Origin of the sequence: Streptomyces sp. NPDC091272, from assembly GCF_044757485.1 — a bacterium.
Lineage (GTDB): Bacteria > Actinomycetota > Actinomycetes > Streptomycetales > Streptomycetaceae > Streptomyces.
The window spans coordinates 1020601-1035806 of record NZ_JBIVVC010000001.1 but is presented as its reverse complement, the minus strand read 5'-3'; the positions used below and the strand labels follow the sequence as shown (position 1 = coordinate 1035806).

14 protein-coding genes and 1 tRNA gene are annotated in these 15206 nt (G+C 71.2%); 8 read left to right on the top strand and 7 right to left on the bottom strand.

The window, feature by feature from the left end; all coding sequences use genetic code 11:
- Positions 1-29: 29 nt before the first annotated feature.
- The 3 genes from ACIQM4_RS04235 to ACIQM4_RS04225 form a co-directional block, all read right to left on the bottom strand.
- Positions 30-278 (bottom strand): acyl carrier protein, encoded by a 249-nt coding sequence (locus tag ACIQM4_RS04235; RefSeq protein WP_401585684.1) that lies wholly within the window; start codon positions 276-278, stop codon positions 30-32.
- A gap of 262 nt (positions 279-540) precedes the next feature.
- Complete coding sequence (gene cqsA, locus ACIQM4_RS04230; protein ID WP_401585681.1) at positions 541-1731, bottom strand: alpha-hydroxyketone-type quorum-sensing autoinducer synthase; 1191 nt, start codon at positions 1729-1731, stop codon at positions 541-543.
- Positions 1732-1990: 259 nt separating this feature from the next.
- Positions 1991-2830 (bottom strand): hypothetical protein, encoded by an 840-nt coding sequence (locus ACIQM4_RS04225; protein ID WP_401585678.1) that lies wholly within the window; start codon positions 2828-2830, stop codon positions 1991-1993.
- A gap of 149 nt (positions 2831-2979) precedes the next feature.
- On the opposite strand from ACIQM4_RS04225, the gene ACIQM4_RS04220 reads away from it, so the two are divergent.
- Together ACIQM4_RS04220 and ACIQM4_RS04215 are read left to right on the top strand one after the other, a co-directional pair.
- Positions 2980-4158 (top strand): protein phosphatase 2C domain-containing protein, encoded by a 1179-nt coding sequence (locus tag ACIQM4_RS04220; protein WP_401585675.1) that lies wholly within the window; start codon positions 2980-2982, stop codon positions 4156-4158.
- A 156-nt stretch (positions 4159-4314) separates the two neighbouring features.
- Positions 4315-4611 (top strand): DUF6355 family natural product biosynthesis protein, encoded by a 297-nt coding sequence (locus ACIQM4_RS04215; protein ID WP_401585673.1) that lies wholly within the window; start codon positions 4315-4317, stop codon positions 4609-4611.
- 22 nt (positions 4612-4633) lie between these two features.
- Here ACIQM4_RS04215 and ACIQM4_RS04210 read toward each other — a convergent pair whose 3' ends face one another.
- The 4 genes from ACIQM4_RS04210 to ACIQM4_RS04195 all read right to left on the bottom strand — a co-directional run bounded on the left by ACIQM4_RS04210 (position 4634) and on the right by ACIQM4_RS04195 (position 8784).
- Positions 4634-5236 (bottom strand): hypothetical protein, encoded by a 603-nt coding sequence (locus ACIQM4_RS04210; RefSeq protein ID WP_401585671.1) that lies wholly within the window; start codon positions 5234-5236, stop codon positions 4634-4636.
- Positions 5237-5418: 182 nt separating this feature from the next.
- Positions 5419-6231, bottom strand: a complete 813-nt coding sequence (locus ACIQM4_RS04205; protein ID WP_401585668.1) for a VOC family protein — start codon at positions 6229-6231, stop codon at positions 5419-5421.
- A complete protein-coding gene (locus ACIQM4_RS04200; protein ID WP_401585666.1) occupies positions 6228-7502 on the bottom strand; it encodes a metallophosphoesterase in 1275 nt (424 codons plus the stop codon). The genes ACIQM4_RS04205 and ACIQM4_RS04200 overlap by 4 nt, the downstream gene beginning before the upstream one ends.
- Before the next feature lie 139 nt (positions 7503-7641).
- Complete coding sequence (locus ACIQM4_RS04195) at positions 7642-8784, bottom strand: serine hydrolase domain-containing protein (protein WP_401585663.1); 1143 nt, start codon at positions 8782-8784, stop codon at positions 7642-7644.
- 230 nt (positions 8785-9014) lie between these two features.
- Between ACIQM4_RS04195 and ACIQM4_RS04190 the strand changes: the two genes are divergently transcribed.
- From ACIQM4_RS04190 to ACIQM4_RS04165, 6 genes are all read left to right on the top strand, one after another.
- The gene (locus tag ACIQM4_RS04190; protein ID WP_401585660.1) at positions 9015-9935 is read left to right on the top strand and encodes a phosphotriesterase; all 921 of its coding nucleotides are present in this window, start codon (positions 9015-9017) and stop codon (positions 9933-9935) included.
- A 92-nt stretch (positions 9936-10027) separates the two neighbouring features.
- A complete protein-coding gene (locus ACIQM4_RS04185) occupies positions 10028-10843 on the top strand; it encodes an SAM-dependent methyltransferase (protein ID WP_401586126.1) in 816 nt (271 codons plus the stop codon).
- Between the two features lie 279 nt (positions 10844-11122).
- Complete coding sequence (locus ACIQM4_RS04180; protein ID WP_401585657.1) at positions 11123-12307, top strand: mechanosensitive ion channel family protein; 1185 nt, start codon at positions 11123-11125, stop codon at positions 12305-12307.
- Positions 12308-12440: 133 nt separating this feature from the next.
- Positions 12441-12517, top strand: a tRNA-Pro gene (locus tag ACIQM4_RS04175).
- A 74-nt stretch (positions 12518-12591) separates the two neighbouring features.
- Positions 12592-13164, top strand: coding sequence for a DUF309 domain-containing protein (locus ACIQM4_RS04170; RefSeq protein WP_401585654.1), 573 nt, complete (start codon positions 12592-12594; stop codon positions 13162-13164).
- A gap of 493 nt (positions 13165-13657) precedes the next feature.
- On the top strand, positions 13658-15187 hold the full coding sequence (locus ACIQM4_RS04165) for an RNA polymerase sigma factor (protein WP_401585653.1): 1530 nt from the start codon (positions 13658-13660) through the stop codon (positions 15185-15187).
- Positions 15188-15206: the final 19 nt, after the last annotated feature.

The window sequence follows — 15206 nt, the reverse complement described above, 5'->3', positions numbered from 1 at the left end:
GTGAGGAGAGCGGGAGGCCACGGTCGCGGTTACCAGCCCGCCGTCTCGGCCAGGACCTTGCGCACGCCGTGCAGGTGCGCCATCCGCGGCATCTCACTCTGGTCGATGGTGACCCTGAACTCCTTCTCCAGGGCCGCCAGTACGCCGATGAGGGCAAGCGAGTCCGCGCCGTGCTCCTCGACGAACCGGTCCCATTCGCTGATCTCGTCCGGCTCCAGTTCCAGTCGGTCGCACACGATCTCGGTGATCCGGATCTGGCGCGTGTCGGTGGTCTGCATGGGGGTGGAGGCTCTCTTCTGTAGGTCCGCGCCGGCGCGCGGGTCGGCAGGAGGGGGTCTGCTCTGCGAGGGACTCAGGCCCGCAGATCGGTTGCGGATACTAGGCTCGATCACGGATCCGCGGTTCGGATGCGGATCCGCAGCTCGCCCACGGATCCGCGGTTCGGTTGCGGATCCGGTGATCGGTTCGGATCCGCGAGGGCTTCGGACGCGCACGGTCGGGCGCACGCGGACGGGTGCGCGGCGCCCGCCGGGCGGGAGGTCAACAGGCCGCGGTCAGCCTGCGGGTGGACTTCCAGTCCCGCAGGCCCACCTCCTCGCGCACGGCCGCACAGCCCGCCAGGATCCGGTCGAGTTCCTCGGCCGTGAGCTCGGAGTGCACGGACAGCCGCTGGACGCAGCGACGGGCCGGCACCGACGGCGGGACGAAGGCCGCGCCGAACACGCCCTGCGCGTCCAGGGCCCGCTGCAGCCGGCACAGCCCGGGTTCGGTGCCCGGCTGGAGGGGGATGATCTGGCTCTCGCTCGGCGTGATGTTGTACCCGAGTGCCGCGAGCCCGTCGCGGAGTTGGCGACTGTGCCCGTCCAGGCGCCTGCGGCGGTCGTCGGCCGCGGCGAGGAGGTCGAGGGCGGCGGCGAGGCCCGCCACGTCGTGCGGCAGCAGGGTGGAGGAGAAGACCGCGCCCATGGAGTGGTACGGGAGATAGCCCGCGACCTCCTCCGTACAGGCGACGAGTCCTGCCCGGCCGGCGAAGGCCTTGGCGAGGCTGGCGGTGCGGTAGGCGACCTTGCCGGTGAGGCCGAGGGAGGTGACCAGGCCCGACCCCTGGTGGCCGAGGACCCCGAGGGTGTGGGACTCGTCGGCGATCAGGTCACTGCCGGTACGGGCGGCGATCGCGGTCAGTTCGGGCAGCGGGCAGAAGTCGCCGGTGACGCTGTAGAGGGTGTCGAAAGCGATGAGGCCGGGGCCGTACCTGTGGATCGCGCGTTCCAGGTGCTCGGTGTCGTTGTGGGCGAACGGGCGGGCGACGGCCTGGGCGGCGGCAATGCCCTCCCAGAGGGAGGCGTGCGCGAGTTCGTCGACGTAGACGGCTCCGCCGGGCGGGCAAACGGCCTGGATGAGGCCGACGTTGGCCGCCCAGCCCGACTGGCAGAGCACGGCGGCCGGGGCGGCGAGCCACTGGGCGAGGTCCGCCTCCAGCCGGCGCAGGGGGTCGCTGTCCCCGGTGAAGGTCCCGGACATCAGTGCGCCGTTGCCGTGTGCGCGCAGGCTGCGCGTCTGGGCCTCGATCACAGCGGGGTGACCGCCCAGTGCGAGGTAGTCGTTCGACATGAGGGTGATGTCGGTGCTGCGCGGGGAGGCCCGGCCCCGGTAGAGGGGACCGCCCCAGCTCGCTCTGCGCACCTCCCAGGCCTTCAACCGCTGCTGGAGATGGGAGATTTCGCCTGACACGACACCTCGCACGGGTTCGACCGAAAGCGGAATTGGCAATTCCGCTTAGACTTTAGGGGGCGAACCGGATTTTCCATGCACCGAGGAGCCCTTAGGACATGTGTCCAGTCGAGTGGCAAATTCATGATCTTCGCAGCTCAGACACAACTCTGCAGAATCGTTCCTGGGTTCCGGCGCCACGCACACTTCACCCCCTTGGAGTCCCACGGTGTCCCACGGGCCCCCGGGCTCTCCCCCGCCGCGCTCCGCGGGCGGGCGGCTACGCCGCGTCCAGGAAGCGGTGCAACGAGGCCCGTACGGCGCTGACGAAGGTGTCGCGGGTCGCCTCGGGAACGCGGTCCAGGGAGAGGTAGGGGTTCAGGTCCTCCAGCTCGACCAGGAGGAGCTCTCCGTCCGGGGCGCGGCACGCGTCGACGCGCTGGATGCCGTGGCCGAGGGTGTTCCAGTCGATGAAGCGCCCGGCGAAGTCGAGGTCCGCCCCGGTGGGTTCGTAGGGCTGGAGCTCCCAGCGACGCTCGGGGTGCGGGGCGTACAGCGCGTACTGGAAGCTGTGGTCGACGTACGTGAAGGAGACTTCGTAGCGGAAGTCGACGCGCGGCTGGACGAGGATCTCGCCGTACGTGAGAGCGGTCAGTTCCTGGCCCGGCACGAAGCGCAGTCCGATGGAGTCGGCGCCCGCCTTCGGCTTGACCGCGTACAGCTCGCTCTCGGGCAGTGCGGACAGGTCCTGGAGCCGGTCGACAGTCGGGATGACCGGGTACCCGGCGGCGGTCAGGTCGATCAGGTACTGCTTTCCCGCCATGTCACCGCGCCCGTTCAGCGGGTTGTAGACACGCACGCCGTCCGCCAGGGCGCGGGCGCGGAACTCGTCGTACTGCTGCTGGTAGTGCAGAACGGGACCGCTGTTGCGCACCACGACCGCGTCGAAGGCGTCCATCAGGGCCGCGGCGTCCAGCGGGTGGCACAGGGCGATGTCGAAGTCCTCGCGCAGCCGGCAGGACAGGAGGATGTCCTCGTCGCAGTAGCGCCTGCCCCTGGCCGGATAGGCGAGGTCGGTGACGTACAGAACGCGCTGCCGGCGGCGGGGGCGGGAGGACACGACGGGCTCCTGGGGTAGTGGATCATCACCCTATCGAGGGACAGGTTGACCTTGCCCCTGGGGTAAAGCACAGCATCGGCGGTGCCGGGCGCAGTGCCCGGCACGACGAGGAAGAGAACGCGGGGGCCGGCATGCGTGGGGGGACGGGCGTGGATGAAGCGGACTCGGAGCTGCTGGCCATCGGCGCGTTCGCCAGGGCCTCACGCCTGTCACCGAAGGCGCTGCGGTTGTACGACGAGCTGGGGCTGCTGCCTCCGGCGCACGTCGACGCGGTGACCGGTTACCGCTTCTATGCCGCCGGGCAGCTGGAACAGGCACGCCTGGTGGCCTGGTTGCGCCGGCTGGACATGCCGCTCGCCCGGATCCGGCAGGTGTGCGCGCTGGACGCGGCCGGGGCGGCCCGGGAGGTACGTGCGTTCTGGGCGCAGGTCGAGGCCGACACCGCGGTCCGCCGGGACCTCGCTTCCTTCCTCGTCGGCCAACTGTCACGGAAGGACACCGTCATGACCACCGCACCACTTCTGGAAATCCGTTACGCGGCCCTGTCCGACTCCGGCACGGTCCGCGCCACCAATCAGGACGCGGTACACGCCGGGGCGCGGCTGCTCGCCGTCGCCGACGGGTACGGCGACGGCGGAGCACCCGCCGCGGCCGCGGCCGTCGGTGTGCTGAAGCGGCTGGAGAGCGACGACTCGCCGACGGCGAGCGGTCTGCTCAACGCCCTGCAGGACGCCGTCGAACACGCCCGGCGGGCCGTGCTCGTCACGGCGGCTGCGGGGTCCTCGCCCGGGGAGGGAGCGGCGACGGCTCCCGTCCCGGCGGGGCCCCGGCCCGGGAAGGGGGCGGGCGCCGGGTCCGAGAAGCGCAAGGCAGGCACCACGCTCACCGCGATGTACTGGACCGGGTCCCAGCTCGCCCTCGTTCACATCGGGGACTCCCGCGCCTACTTCCTGCGGGACGGGGGCCTCTTCCAGATCACCCACGACCACACCCTCGTGCAGTCGATGGTCGACCAGGGCCGGCTGACCCCGTCCGAGGCCGCCTCGCACCCGCAGCGGGCCCTGCTGGCACGGGCGTTGACGGCCGACGAGGACGCGGGGCCGGTCGTGGCGGAGACGAAGCTGCACGACGCGCTCCCGGGGGACCGCTATCTGCTGTGCTCCGACGGTCTCTCAGCGGTCGTGCCGGCCGAGAAGATCCGGGCGGTCCTGACGTCGTCCGACGGGCCTGACGAGGCGGTGCAGGAACTGGTCGCCCTGGCGAATGCCTCCGGTGGGCCCGACAACGTCAGCTGCGTGGTCGCCGACGTGCTCCGTTCGGGGGGATGAACCACCCCTGGGAGGGAGAGTGCGTGACTCCGCGGCCGGGCGGACGCCATGGTCTCCCTGGTGTACGGGTGATCAGCACCCGGGCGCTGTGTTCCCGGAGCGCCGCGTTGTCGACGCAGCGCGTTCTCACCGTTCCCATCTCATGAGGAGACCTCCATGCGTGTTCCCCGTTTCCTGCCGGCCGCCATCGGCGCAGCCGCCCTGCTCCTCGGTACGGCCACCGTGACGACCGCCGCGCCGGCCCCGCAGGGGGTCGCGATGAACCCGTGCGGCTTCTACAAGACGGGCAGTGACGCGTTCTACCACCACTGCACGTCGGACGGTTCGCGCGTCGTCATCAAGGTCGAGGCGAACCTCGCCCCCGACTACGAGCGCTGCGTCTACCCGGGTGAGACCTGGCTCGGCTCCGCCAAGAAGATCAGCGGGGCGTACTACACGGGGCGCACCTGCTGAACCCGGTGACCCTCCGGGGCGCTCAGGCTCCGTCGCCGTCGTCGCCCCGGAGGCCCAGGACGACGCCACGACCGGCGTAGAACCGGTCCAGGTCGGCCCAGGGGACGCGGGCGTACTCCTGCGTCTCGCCCGGGAAACCGGACGGGTTGTGGATCAGCAGGGCGTCGGGGGTGGCGCCGACCGCGAGGACGAGGTGGCCACCGCGACCGGGCGGGGACGGATCCAGTTCGCGCACCGAGGGGTGCACGGAGAGCATCAACAGCCGCCCTTCGGTGAGGAGTTGCGGGATCTCGGCGACGGAGAGCCGGGGCCGGCACTCCGCCGTCAGGGGCCAGTTCTCCTCGACGTGGCGGGCGAAGGGTGCGTAGATCAGTCCGTCGAGCCCGCCGTCCTCGCGTCGTACGTACGCCCCCGCCGTCACGCACCCGGCAGCGAGCTCCATCGCGGTGGGGACGGGCAGCCGCCAGTGGGCGAGGCACATGCGCAGGCAGGCCATGCCGCACAGCCGCCACGACCACCAGTCGTACTCCTCGGCCGTCCCCGCCCCGTACGCACTCCACCTCGGGTCGGCGGACGCGGGCAGCTCGCCCGTGACGTCGCCCGGACCAGTTCGGGCGAGGCCCACTGGGAGAAGTACGGGACGGGGTGGACCACCTCCGGCCACGACTGCCCCGGCGCCGGGGCGGCCGGGGGTACGGGTGCGGGGTGGGCGCTCGGGCCGTCGTCGGTGACATGAGTGGTCATGGTCCGGCATTGTGCCGGTCCGCGGGTCCCTCGTGACCGTGGGGGCGCCGCCCCCGGCCCGGGTCAGGCCGGTGTGCCGTCCGTCAGCAGGTGTACCGACTCCTGTTCGCTCGGGTCGGTGCGCGCCACGACGCACAGCACGGGCTCGTCATGGGTGACCGGCATGTGCGGGGTGTCCGCGGGAATGAACACCATGTCTCCCGGGCCGAGTTCGTCGCTCTCGGTCAGGCCCTCGCCATGCCGGATCTCGTGCCGTCCGCTGATCACGTAGATTGCCGACTCGTGGCCCGCGTGCAGGTGCGGCCGCCCGCTGGTGTGGGGCGGGATCCGCACCTCGTGGAGGCACAGCGCCTTGGTGTCGACCGTCTCGGCGGAGACACCCTGGGTGAACACTCCGCCCTGCACCCCGGGGTAGCCCTCGTCGGTGCGGCGCAACACGACGGCCTTCGGGGCGGGCAGCGGATGAGCGCCGCCGTACCGGTCGCCGGTGCCCGCGCAGACGCGGAACTCGTTGCCCGCCGGGTCGGCCAGAGTGACCCAGCCCCCTTCCACCACCGCATCGGCACTGCCCACGCGGGTCGCGCCGAGCGCCGTCAGCCGCCGGATCTCCGCCGCCCGGGTGCCCTCCGGCTCCAGGTCGATCAGTACCTGGTTCGGCTGCGCCTTCTTCTCCGTGACCCGTACGAACAGCAGGTCGGGGGCGCCCGGAACGGCCGCTAAGGAGACCACGTCGTCACCTGGTGCGTCCTGTTCCCCGACCGCTCTGCCCAGCACCTCGCTCCAGAACCCGGCGATCTCGTACGGCTCGTAAGGCTCGGTGCAGCCGAAGGTGATGTGCCGGATCCTGGACGCCATCCGCTTACTCCTGTCGCTCACGCATACGATTTTGCGGCGGACTCTACCCCCTTGTGAGCCACGGGAGTTGTGGTCCTGGTGCTGTGGGCGAGACGGGCGGTACGGGTGGGGACGTCAACGGTGTACACGTCCACGGTCATCGCCGTCTCGGAGACCTTCAGCACCATGAACCCGTGGTCGGAGAAGTTCTGCCAGCTTGCGGGGTGGCTCGAACGGGCCCTGCCGTCACCCGTCTTGGCGGAGGCACCGCACACAATCTGCCGGGTACCGGCGGTGCGGGTGGTGGGCTCCAGGTGCTGGAGGGTGTGATCGTGGCCGGACAGGATCAGGTCGGCCCTGCCGCACACCACTTCCTCGTACAGCTCCTTGAGGTGGATGCCGCGCGTGTAGTGCCCGACGAGGAAACCGTCGTACGAACCGGCGCTGCCGTGCTTGCCGTTGTTGAGGTACGGATGGTGACCGATGACCACCTTCCAGCGGGCCCGGGAAGCGGTGAGCGCGCCGTCGAGCCACGCGCGCTGGGCGCGCATGTACGGGCCGTCCCAATGGTAGTAGGGGTCGGTCTGGGTCACCGTGGAGGCGACCGGGTTGGTGTCGAGGGCGAAGAACTCGACGACGGGCGCGGTGTCCGCGGCCGGTACGGCGGCGGTGTAGTAGCGGTCCGGCATGTACCAGCGGGGGGAGTTCCTGGCGTAGGAGACCTCGCGGTCGCCGCGCGCGGGGTCGCCGCCGCTGCCGGGCAGCAAGCCGGAGCAGTCGTGATTGCCGAGGACCATCAGCCACGGGACGTCGATGCCGGTGTTGGGTTCCTCGAACTTGGTCCGGAACTCGTCGTCGTGGTCGGACTCGGGGCCGTTCTCGTAGATGTTGTCGCCGAGGCCGACGGCGAGGCCGACGCCCTCGCTGAGGCAGACCTGACGCGCCGCGGCGGCCACGGCGTGCTGGGCCTCGTCCCCCGTGCCCGCGTCGCCGGTGATGAGCACGGTGAACTCGCCCCGCCCGTTGGGGCGACCGGGAAGGGGGAACTTCCCCGCCCCCGCGGCCACGCCGCGCGCTCCTGGCGTCGCCCCGCGTGTTCCCGGTGCCGCCGGGCGGGCCTGTGCGGTGCCGCCGGCCGGCAGCACGGCCAGTGCGGCTCCGGCGACCGCACCCCCCAGCAGGGCACGCCTGCGCACCGCGCTCATCGCGCGCACCCGGTCCCCCACCGGCCCTTCGGCAAGGTCAGGCTCGGCGCGCAGCCACTGTTCTTCGGTCAGGTCCGCCCTGGGCGGTACGAGGTCGTCGTCGCACATGGATGCGTTGTCCCACATCGAGGCGAAAAGCGGGAGACAGAAGAGGCGAACGGGGGGCGGAGGTATGGCGTCGACTTCGTGTTCGGCTCTGGTGGGGGGTGGGGTGGGGTGGGGTGTTTCGGCGTGGTCGGCCTTCTCGTCAGTCGTCGCCCATGCACTGGCGCAACGCTGCGATCAACCGACCGGCGCGGGCGTCGCCATGGCCGATCATCCGGTTGCCCGTGTAGGCGAAGCCCACGCCGAACTCGTCGTCCCCGAAGGCGAACTGGCCGCCCGCCCCGTCGTTCCCGAAGCTGCGGGGGCCGAGCGTGGGACGGAACGGCGAGTTGAGCAGGAAGCCCGATCCCCAGCGCGCTCCCGCGTCGAAGCCGAGCCACGACTCGCCTGCGGACTGCTCCCATACGGCATCGGCCACGGTCTGCGCGGCGAGCAGCCGGGGAGCGCCGTCGACACCGGTCGCGGCGGCCGCGTACAAGGCGGCGAGGGAGCGCGCGGAGGCGACCGCGCCCGCGCCGGGGATCTCGGCGCCCAGCAGTTCGGGGTCGTTCCAGCCGTGCGGTGCGTCGAGTCCTGGGAAGGTGAACGCCCCGTTCATGGTGACCATACGGGTGAGGATTGACTCGGGGCCCGGCATCGGGGGACGCCCCTGTGCCTCGACGAGCCGCGCGAGCCGCCCGGTCTCGGCTTCGGGCAGACCGATCCAGCAGCTCAGACCGAGCGGATCACCGACGGCCCGGCGGAAGTACGCGCCGGGAGTGAGGCCGGTGACGCGCCGGATCAGTTCGCCGAGGAGGAAGCCGAAGACGTGCGCGTGGTACTCGTACGTGGTGCCGGGCGACCACAGCGGCGCCTGCTCCTCGATGGCGCGGACCACCGGCGTCCAAGCTGTGATCTCTTCGAAACTCAACGTCCGGTCCAGCACCGGGAGTCCGGCACGATGGCCGAGCACCGTGCGCGCGGTGATCGTCTCCTTGCCCGCCCGTGCGAACTCGGGCCAGTAACGCACCACGGGCGCGTCGAGGTCCAACTCGCCGTTCTGCGCGAGGAGGTGCACGCAGATGCTGACGATTCCCTTGGCGCAGGAGAAGACGGGGACGACGGTCTCCTCCTGCCAGGGGCGTCCGGAGACTTCGTCCGCGACGCCGCCCCAGAGGTCGACGACCTTGCGGCCGCCCGCGAACACGGTGACGGCGGCGCCGAGTTCACCGAACTCGGCGAAGTTGCGGGCAAAGGTGTCGGCGACCGGGCCGAATCGCTGGTCGGCCCATCCGTTGAGCTGCACGGCACTGTCTCTTCCGTCGTGGGGTGTGCGGTCGGCGCGCACGAGGGGTGGTCATCCCAGCCGCCGGTTGACCGGCACACGCTATGCGTCCCCACCGAACCTCACCAGCGGTTTTCGTGCCACGTATCGCCCCGGCAAAGATCGGCAGGGCCCCGGCCGCGACCGGCAGAGGCCGAGGGTGACCAGCAGGGCAGGATGAGGCCGTACCGCAGCACCGTCAAGGAGATCTCATGTCGTCCACCGCGGCCGTCCGTACCGTTCTTGGTGATGTCACCCCGGCCACGCTCGGGGTCTGTGACGCACACGACCACCTCTTCCTGCGCTCGCCACACCTCGTGGGGCAGGAGCTCGACGACGAGGCGCGGGCGGCGGAGGAACTGCGGGCCTACCGTGCCGCGGGTGGTGCCGCGCTCGTGCAGTGGACGCCCCGGGGGATGGGGCGGCGACGCGAGTCGCTCGCCCGGCTGGCCCGTACGGGTGGCGTGCGGCTGGTTGCCGCGACCGGCCTGCACCAGGCTCGGCAGTACGGGCAGCGGGACACGCTCCTCGACTCGGCGGCCCGGGACTTCGTGTCCGACCTGACCACGGCCGAGGTCCCGGCGGGGCTGATCAAGGTGGCCACGGGCCCCGACGGGCCCGAAGGCTCCGACGGCCTGGACGCCTGGACGCGCTCGGTCATGGCCGCGGCTGCCGAGGCGCAGCACGCCACCGGATGCGCCGTCGGCGTACACCTGGAGCGTCCCGATCACGCCGAAGGCGCGGTCGCGCTGCTGAGCGGGACGCTCGGTGTCCCGCCGGAGCGCATCCTGCTGGGCCATCTGGGCCGCACGGCCGACGCCGACACCTGGCTGCGGGCCGGGGCGACGGGCGCCTACCTCGTACTGGACGGCCCCTCCGCCGCCTACGGCACCACCGACGAGCGGGTGCTGACCGCGCTCGGCACGCTCGCCGCGGCGGGGCACGGGGACCGTCTGCTGCTGGGTGCGGACACCACCACCTCACGAGCCGCCCCCGGGCGGGCCGCCCACCTCCTCGAAGTCCTGCGCCCCGCCCTGGCGGACATGCTCGGCGTCGTCGCGGCGGACCGCGTGTTCGTCGGCAACCCGGCGCGGGCGTTCGCCACCGAGTGGGCCGTGCCGCGGGTGTTGTGAGCCTGCGGGATCGGCTGTCCCACGGGCCACGGCAGGGCACGATGGCCTCCAGCAGTTACTTCAACAACATCGCCCCGTTGAGGAGTTGGCAGATGACCGGCACCCCGCCCGCCGCAGAGCGCATCGACACGAGCAAGCCGCACCCCGCCCGGGTGTACGACTGGTTCCTGGGCGGCAAGGACAACTACCCCGTCGACGAGGAACTCGGCCGGCAGCTCGTCTCCTTCGAACCCGGGACCAAGTACGGCGCCCAGCACAACCGCTGGTTCATGCAGCGCGCCACCCGCCATCTCGCGGGCACGACCTCGATACGCCAGTTCCTGGACATCGGGACGGGCATACCCACCGCCCCCAACCTGCACAGCATCGCCCAGGCCGTCACGCCCGAGGCCCGCGTGGTGTACGTGGACAACGACCCGATCGTCCTCGCGCACGCGGAGGCGCTGCTGCACGGGACGAAGCAGGGCGCGACCGCCTACCTCCAGGCGGACGCGCGCGAGCCCGACCGGATTTTGCAACTCGCCTCCGAGGTACTGGACTTCGAGCAGCCGGTCGCGCTCTCCCTGATCGCCCTGCTGCACTTCGTCACGGACGACGACGGCGCGTACGACCTGGTCGGCAGCCTCGTGGAAGCCCTCCCTTCCGGGAGCCACCTGGTCCTGTCCCAGCTGGCCTCGGACTTCGATCCCGTGCGCACCCGGGAAGCGGTGGAGATGTACAAGGCGGGCGGAGTCACGCTGGTGCCGCGCTCGCGTGCCGAGGTGGAGCGGTTCTTCACCGGGGCCGGACTCGACCTCGTGGAGCCCGGCATCGTGTCGCTGCCCGACTGGCGGCCGGAGCTCGGCGTGGACGAGGTGCGCGACGGCTCGCCGGTGCCGTTGTACGCGGCGGTCGGCCGCAAGCCGTAGGACGGCGGATCGGCTGGCGCAAGACGTAGACGGCAGCCGGCAAGGCGTGGGGGCGGCGGCCCGGCACGGCGTGGGGGCGGCGGCCCGGCCGGGTACGGAGGTGGTTGGCCCATGGGGCAGGATGACGCTCGCGCCGCAGGACACCCACGTTCGCCGGCGTGACCGCACAACCCGGAATGAGCAGGTACAAAAGGTGACGTCACCTCAGATATGGTGCCCGCAGGGGCATTTCCTCCCGCCCGTGCCGACCGGGGCGGGCCCCCGTCGGGGCGTGCGCCGATGAAGCGGACCCTCGAACTGGGCGATCTCGCCGTCGCCGGAATCGCCGTGGCCGCCGGGCTCCTCGCGGCGCTGCTGCTGCGGGCCGTGCTGCGCTGGCTGGGGGAGCGCGCCAGCCGGACGCGGTGGGGCGGCGACGACGTCATCGTCGACGCCGTACGGACGCTGGTCCCCGTCGCGGCGGTCGCCTCGGGTCTCGCCGTGGCCGCGGCGGCGCTGCCGCTGACCGAGCGGACCGGGCAGAACGTGACCCGGGCGCTGACCGCGCTGCTCATCCTGGCCGGGACCGTCACCGCGGCCAGGATCACCACCGGGCTGGTCCGCTCGGTGGCCCAGTCCCGGCAGGGCGTGGCCGGGTCGGCGACCATCTTCGCCAACATCACCCGCGTCGTGGTGCTGGCGATGGGCTTCCTCGTACTCCTGCAGACCCTCGGCGTCTCCATCGCCCCGCTGCTCACCGCGCTCGGCGTGGGCGGCCTCGCGGTGGCGCTCGCCCTGCAGGACACGCTCGCCAACCTCTTCGCAGGCGTGCACATCCTCGCCTCGAAGACGGTGCGCCCCGGCGACTACATCCGGCTGAGCAGCGGCGAGGAGGGCTATGTCGTCGACATCAACTGGCGCAACACGGTCGTGCGCCAGCTCTCCAACAACCTGGTGATCATCCCGAACGTCCAGCTGGCCGGCACCAACATGACCAACTTCAGCCGCCCCGCGCAGGACCTGGAGATCTCGGTGCAGGTCGGCGTCTCGTACGACAGCGACCTGGCGCAGGTCGAGAGGGTGACGACCGAGGTCGTCTCCGCCGTGATGCGTGACGTCACCGGCGCGCTCCCCGACCACAAGCCCGCGGTCCGCTTCCACACCTTCGGGGACTCCCGGATCGGCTTCACCGTGATCCTGGGGGTCGGGGAGTTCAGCGACCAGTACCGGATCAAGCACGAGTTCATCAAACTCCTGCACGAGCGCTACCGGGCCGAGGGCATCCGGGTGCCGGCGCCCGCGCGGAACGTGACCGTCATCCAGGGCGACGTCCCCGAGGGGGCGCTCCCCGACGGCCTTCGCACCGGGGCACCCGTCCCCGGCGGCGACGTGGCCCCCGTGGGCATCCCGCAGGAGACCGTCGCGTCCGCGATCCCCCAGCAGCGTCGCGCCCCCGGCCAGGAGCCGCTGCACCCCACCCACTGACGCGCCGTGCCCACCGGCGGGGCTCCCCCTCGGGTGACGGTCCCCACGGTGGCCGCGGTTCTTCCGCCCGCCCAGGTTGGGGTATTGTTCTCATGCGTGCCCAGCCAGGGGAAACCCCAGGTCAGGCACGCACCGGGACGTGGCGCAGCTTGGTAGCGCACTTGACTGGGGGTCAAGGGGTCGCAGGTTCAAATCCTGTCGTCCCGACCAGCGATCCATCGCAGGTCGGAGCCCGTATCAGAGCATTCTGATACGGGCTTTTCCGTGTCCCCCGGGAGGAAATCATGACCGGTCCTGACGGTACGAACACACAGCGTGACCGGGATCCCGAGGGTCGGGCCCGCAACGCCCGCCCCCGTGACGGTCTCGGCCGGCCCCTTCCGTACGGCGCCCCCGGTGTGGAGCGGCAGCCCGAAGGAGTGGTCCGCTCCCCCGCCGAGACGGTCGTCGAAGCACAGCGGCTGCTGGACGCGGGGATGCCGTTCCACGCGCACGAGGTGTTCGAGGACGCGTGGAAATCGGGGCCGGAGGAGGAGGCTCCGCTGTGGCGGGCGCTGGCCCAGACAGCCGTCGGACTGACCCACGCGGCGCGCGGCAACGCGACGGGCGGCGCTCGGCTGCTGCGTCGGGGTGCCACGAATCTCGCCGGGTACGGGGGCCTCACCTCGGACGGAGGTCCCGCCGACGACGGGAACACGGTGTCCGAGCAGGACGGCGCTCGGGCCGCGCTCCAGGTGCACGGCATGGATCTGGCCGCTCTGGTGCGGTGGGCGCGGGAGCTGGCGGAACAGGTGGGCGCGCCCGGCGCGGACCCGGTGGACGCGGCGGCGCACGCCCCGCGACTGCGTGGTCATTGAGCTCGGGGCTGACGGTTTCGGCGACCCATTGCGCTCCGGGCTGACTGTTTCAGCGGGCCGTCGAGCTCCGGCTGACGGATTCGGCGACCCACCGAGTTTCGGCCTGTCGGCCGAAAGGTGGCGGAAGGCGTCGGAAGGTGTCGAAAGTACGAATCACCCAGCCGGGGGAATTCCGGACGAAAGCTACGGGAGCCGGGGAGGAATGACGCCCCGGGGTACCCTTGGGGTTTGCGCTCGACCCGTTCGGCAAGGGTCCGAACCACCCGACAGACCCCGGTCGTCACGCATCCGGAGCACCCGTAGCAGGCCGGGGCCGGACCGGGAAAGCAAGAGTGGCTCAGGTCACTTCGTAAAAGGCGTAACGAAACAGCGCGGGTGCGCGATGAACCGACAGGTGCCGTCGCGCAGCCAGGCTTTCCGCACGACAAAGAGAGGCCCGGCCAGGGCCTCGCCCCGCCATCACACTTGTATTTCTCGCTACGAGAGGCTCTTCGTGTCGCTCAGTCCGTCCCGCCCGTTCCCACAGGAGATCGCCGAATCGCCGTCCTTGGTCTCGCTCATCGAGCGCGGCAGGGACCAGGGCCACATCAATGGCGACGACGTGCGCCATGCCTTCGAAGCGGACAGCATCCCGATCGACCAGTGGAAGCGGGTCCTGCGCAGCCTGAACCAGGTCCTCGACGAGGAGGGTGTGACGCTGATGGTGACGGCGGCCGCTGCCGCCAAGCCCGCGAAGGCCGCCAAGCGCGCCCCGCGCAAGGCCGCCGCGAGCAGCGAGGCCAAGCCGGCCGCGAAGCGCGCCGTCGCCAAGAAGGCCGCCGTCAAGAAGACGGCAGCCGCCGCACCGGCCGCCCCCGCCGAGGAGGCCGTCACCGCCGACGAGCTCGACGAGACGACCGCCACGGCGGAGAAGCCCGCCCCGAAGAAGCGCGCCACCAAGAAGGCCGCCGCTGCGAAGAAGACCGCGGCGAAGAAGCCGACGGACGAGTGGGCGGGTGACGGCGAGGAGGAAGAGGAGACCCCCAAGCCCGGTACCGCCGGCTACGTCCTGTCGGACGAGGACGAGGACGACGCCCCGCCGCAGCAGGTCGCGGTCGCCGGCGCCACCGCCGACCCGGTCAAGGACTACCTCAAGCTCATCGGCAAGGTGCCGCTGCTCAACGCCGAGCAGGAGGTGGAGCTCGCCAAGCGCATCGAGGCGGGTCTCTTCTCCGAGCACAAGCTGGAGGGCGAGGACGGCGAGGGTGACGACCTCACCCCGCAGTTCCGCCGCGAGCTGGAGATCCTCGTCGAGGACGGCCGCCGTGCGAAGAACCACCTGCTGGAGGCGAACCTCCGCCTCGTCGTCTCCCTCGCCAAGCGCTACACCGGCCGCGGCATGCTCTTCCTGGACCTGATCCAGGAAGGCAACGTGGGTCTGATCCGCGCGGTCGAGAAGTTCGACTACACCAAGGGCTTCAAGTTCTCGACGTATGCGACCTGGTGGATCCGGCAGGCGATCACCCGCGCGATGGCCGACCAGGCCCGCACCATCCGTATCCCGGTGCACATGGTCGAGGTCATCAACAAGCTGGCCCGCGTCCAGCGCCAGATGCTCCAGGACCTGGGCCGCGAGCCCACCCCCGAGGAGCTGGCCAAGGAACTCGACATGACCCCCGAGAAGGTCATCGAGGTCCAGAAGTACGGCCGCGAGCCGATCTCCCTGCACACCCCGCTGGGCGAGGAGGGCGACAGCGAGTTCGGTGACCTGATCGAGGACTCGGAGGCCGTGGTTCCGGCCGACGCGGTCAGCTTCACGTTCCTGCAGGAGCAGCTGCACTCGGTCCTCGACACCCTCTCCGAGCGCGAGGCGGGCGTCGTCTCGATGCGCTTCGGCCTGGCCGACGGTCAGCCCAAGACGCTGGACGAGATCGGCAAGGTCTACGGAGTGACGCGTGAGCGCATCCGCCAGATCGAGTCCAAGACAATGTCCAAGCTGCGCCACCCGTCGCGTTCGCAGGTGCTGCGCGACTACCTCGACTGAGCGGCTTGACGCGACGCGT

Bases quoted from the DNA above. Each gene is read 5' to 3' on its own strand.
- ACIQM4_RS04235 (WP_401585684.1), bottom strand. From the start codon at position 278: ATGCAGACCACCGACACGCGCCAGATCCGGATCACCGAGATCGTGTGC.
- ACIQM4_RS04215 (WP_401585673.1), top strand. From the start codon at position 4,315: ATGCGTGTTCCCCGTTTCCTGCCGGCCGCCATCGGCGCAGCCGCCCTG.
- ACIQM4_RS04200 (WP_401585666.1), bottom strand. From the start codon at position 7,502: ATGTGCGACGACGACCTCGTACCGCCCAGGGCGGACCTGACCGAAGAA.
- ACIQM4_RS04190 (WP_401585660.1), top strand. From the start codon at position 9,015: ATGTCGTCCACCGCGGCCGTCCGTACCGTTCTTGGTGATGTCACCCCG.
- ACIQM4_RS04185 (WP_401586126.1), top strand. From the start codon at position 10,028: ATGACCGGCACCCCGCCCGCCGCAGAGCGCATCGACACGAGCAAGCCG.
- ACIQM4_RS04180 (WP_401585657.1), top strand. From the start codon at position 11,123: ATGAAGCGGACCCTCGAACTGGGCGATCTCGCCGTCGCCGGAATCGCC.
- ACIQM4_RS04170 (WP_401585654.1), top strand. From the start codon at position 12,592: ATGACCGGTCCTGACGGTACGAACACACAGCGTGACCGGGATCCCGAG.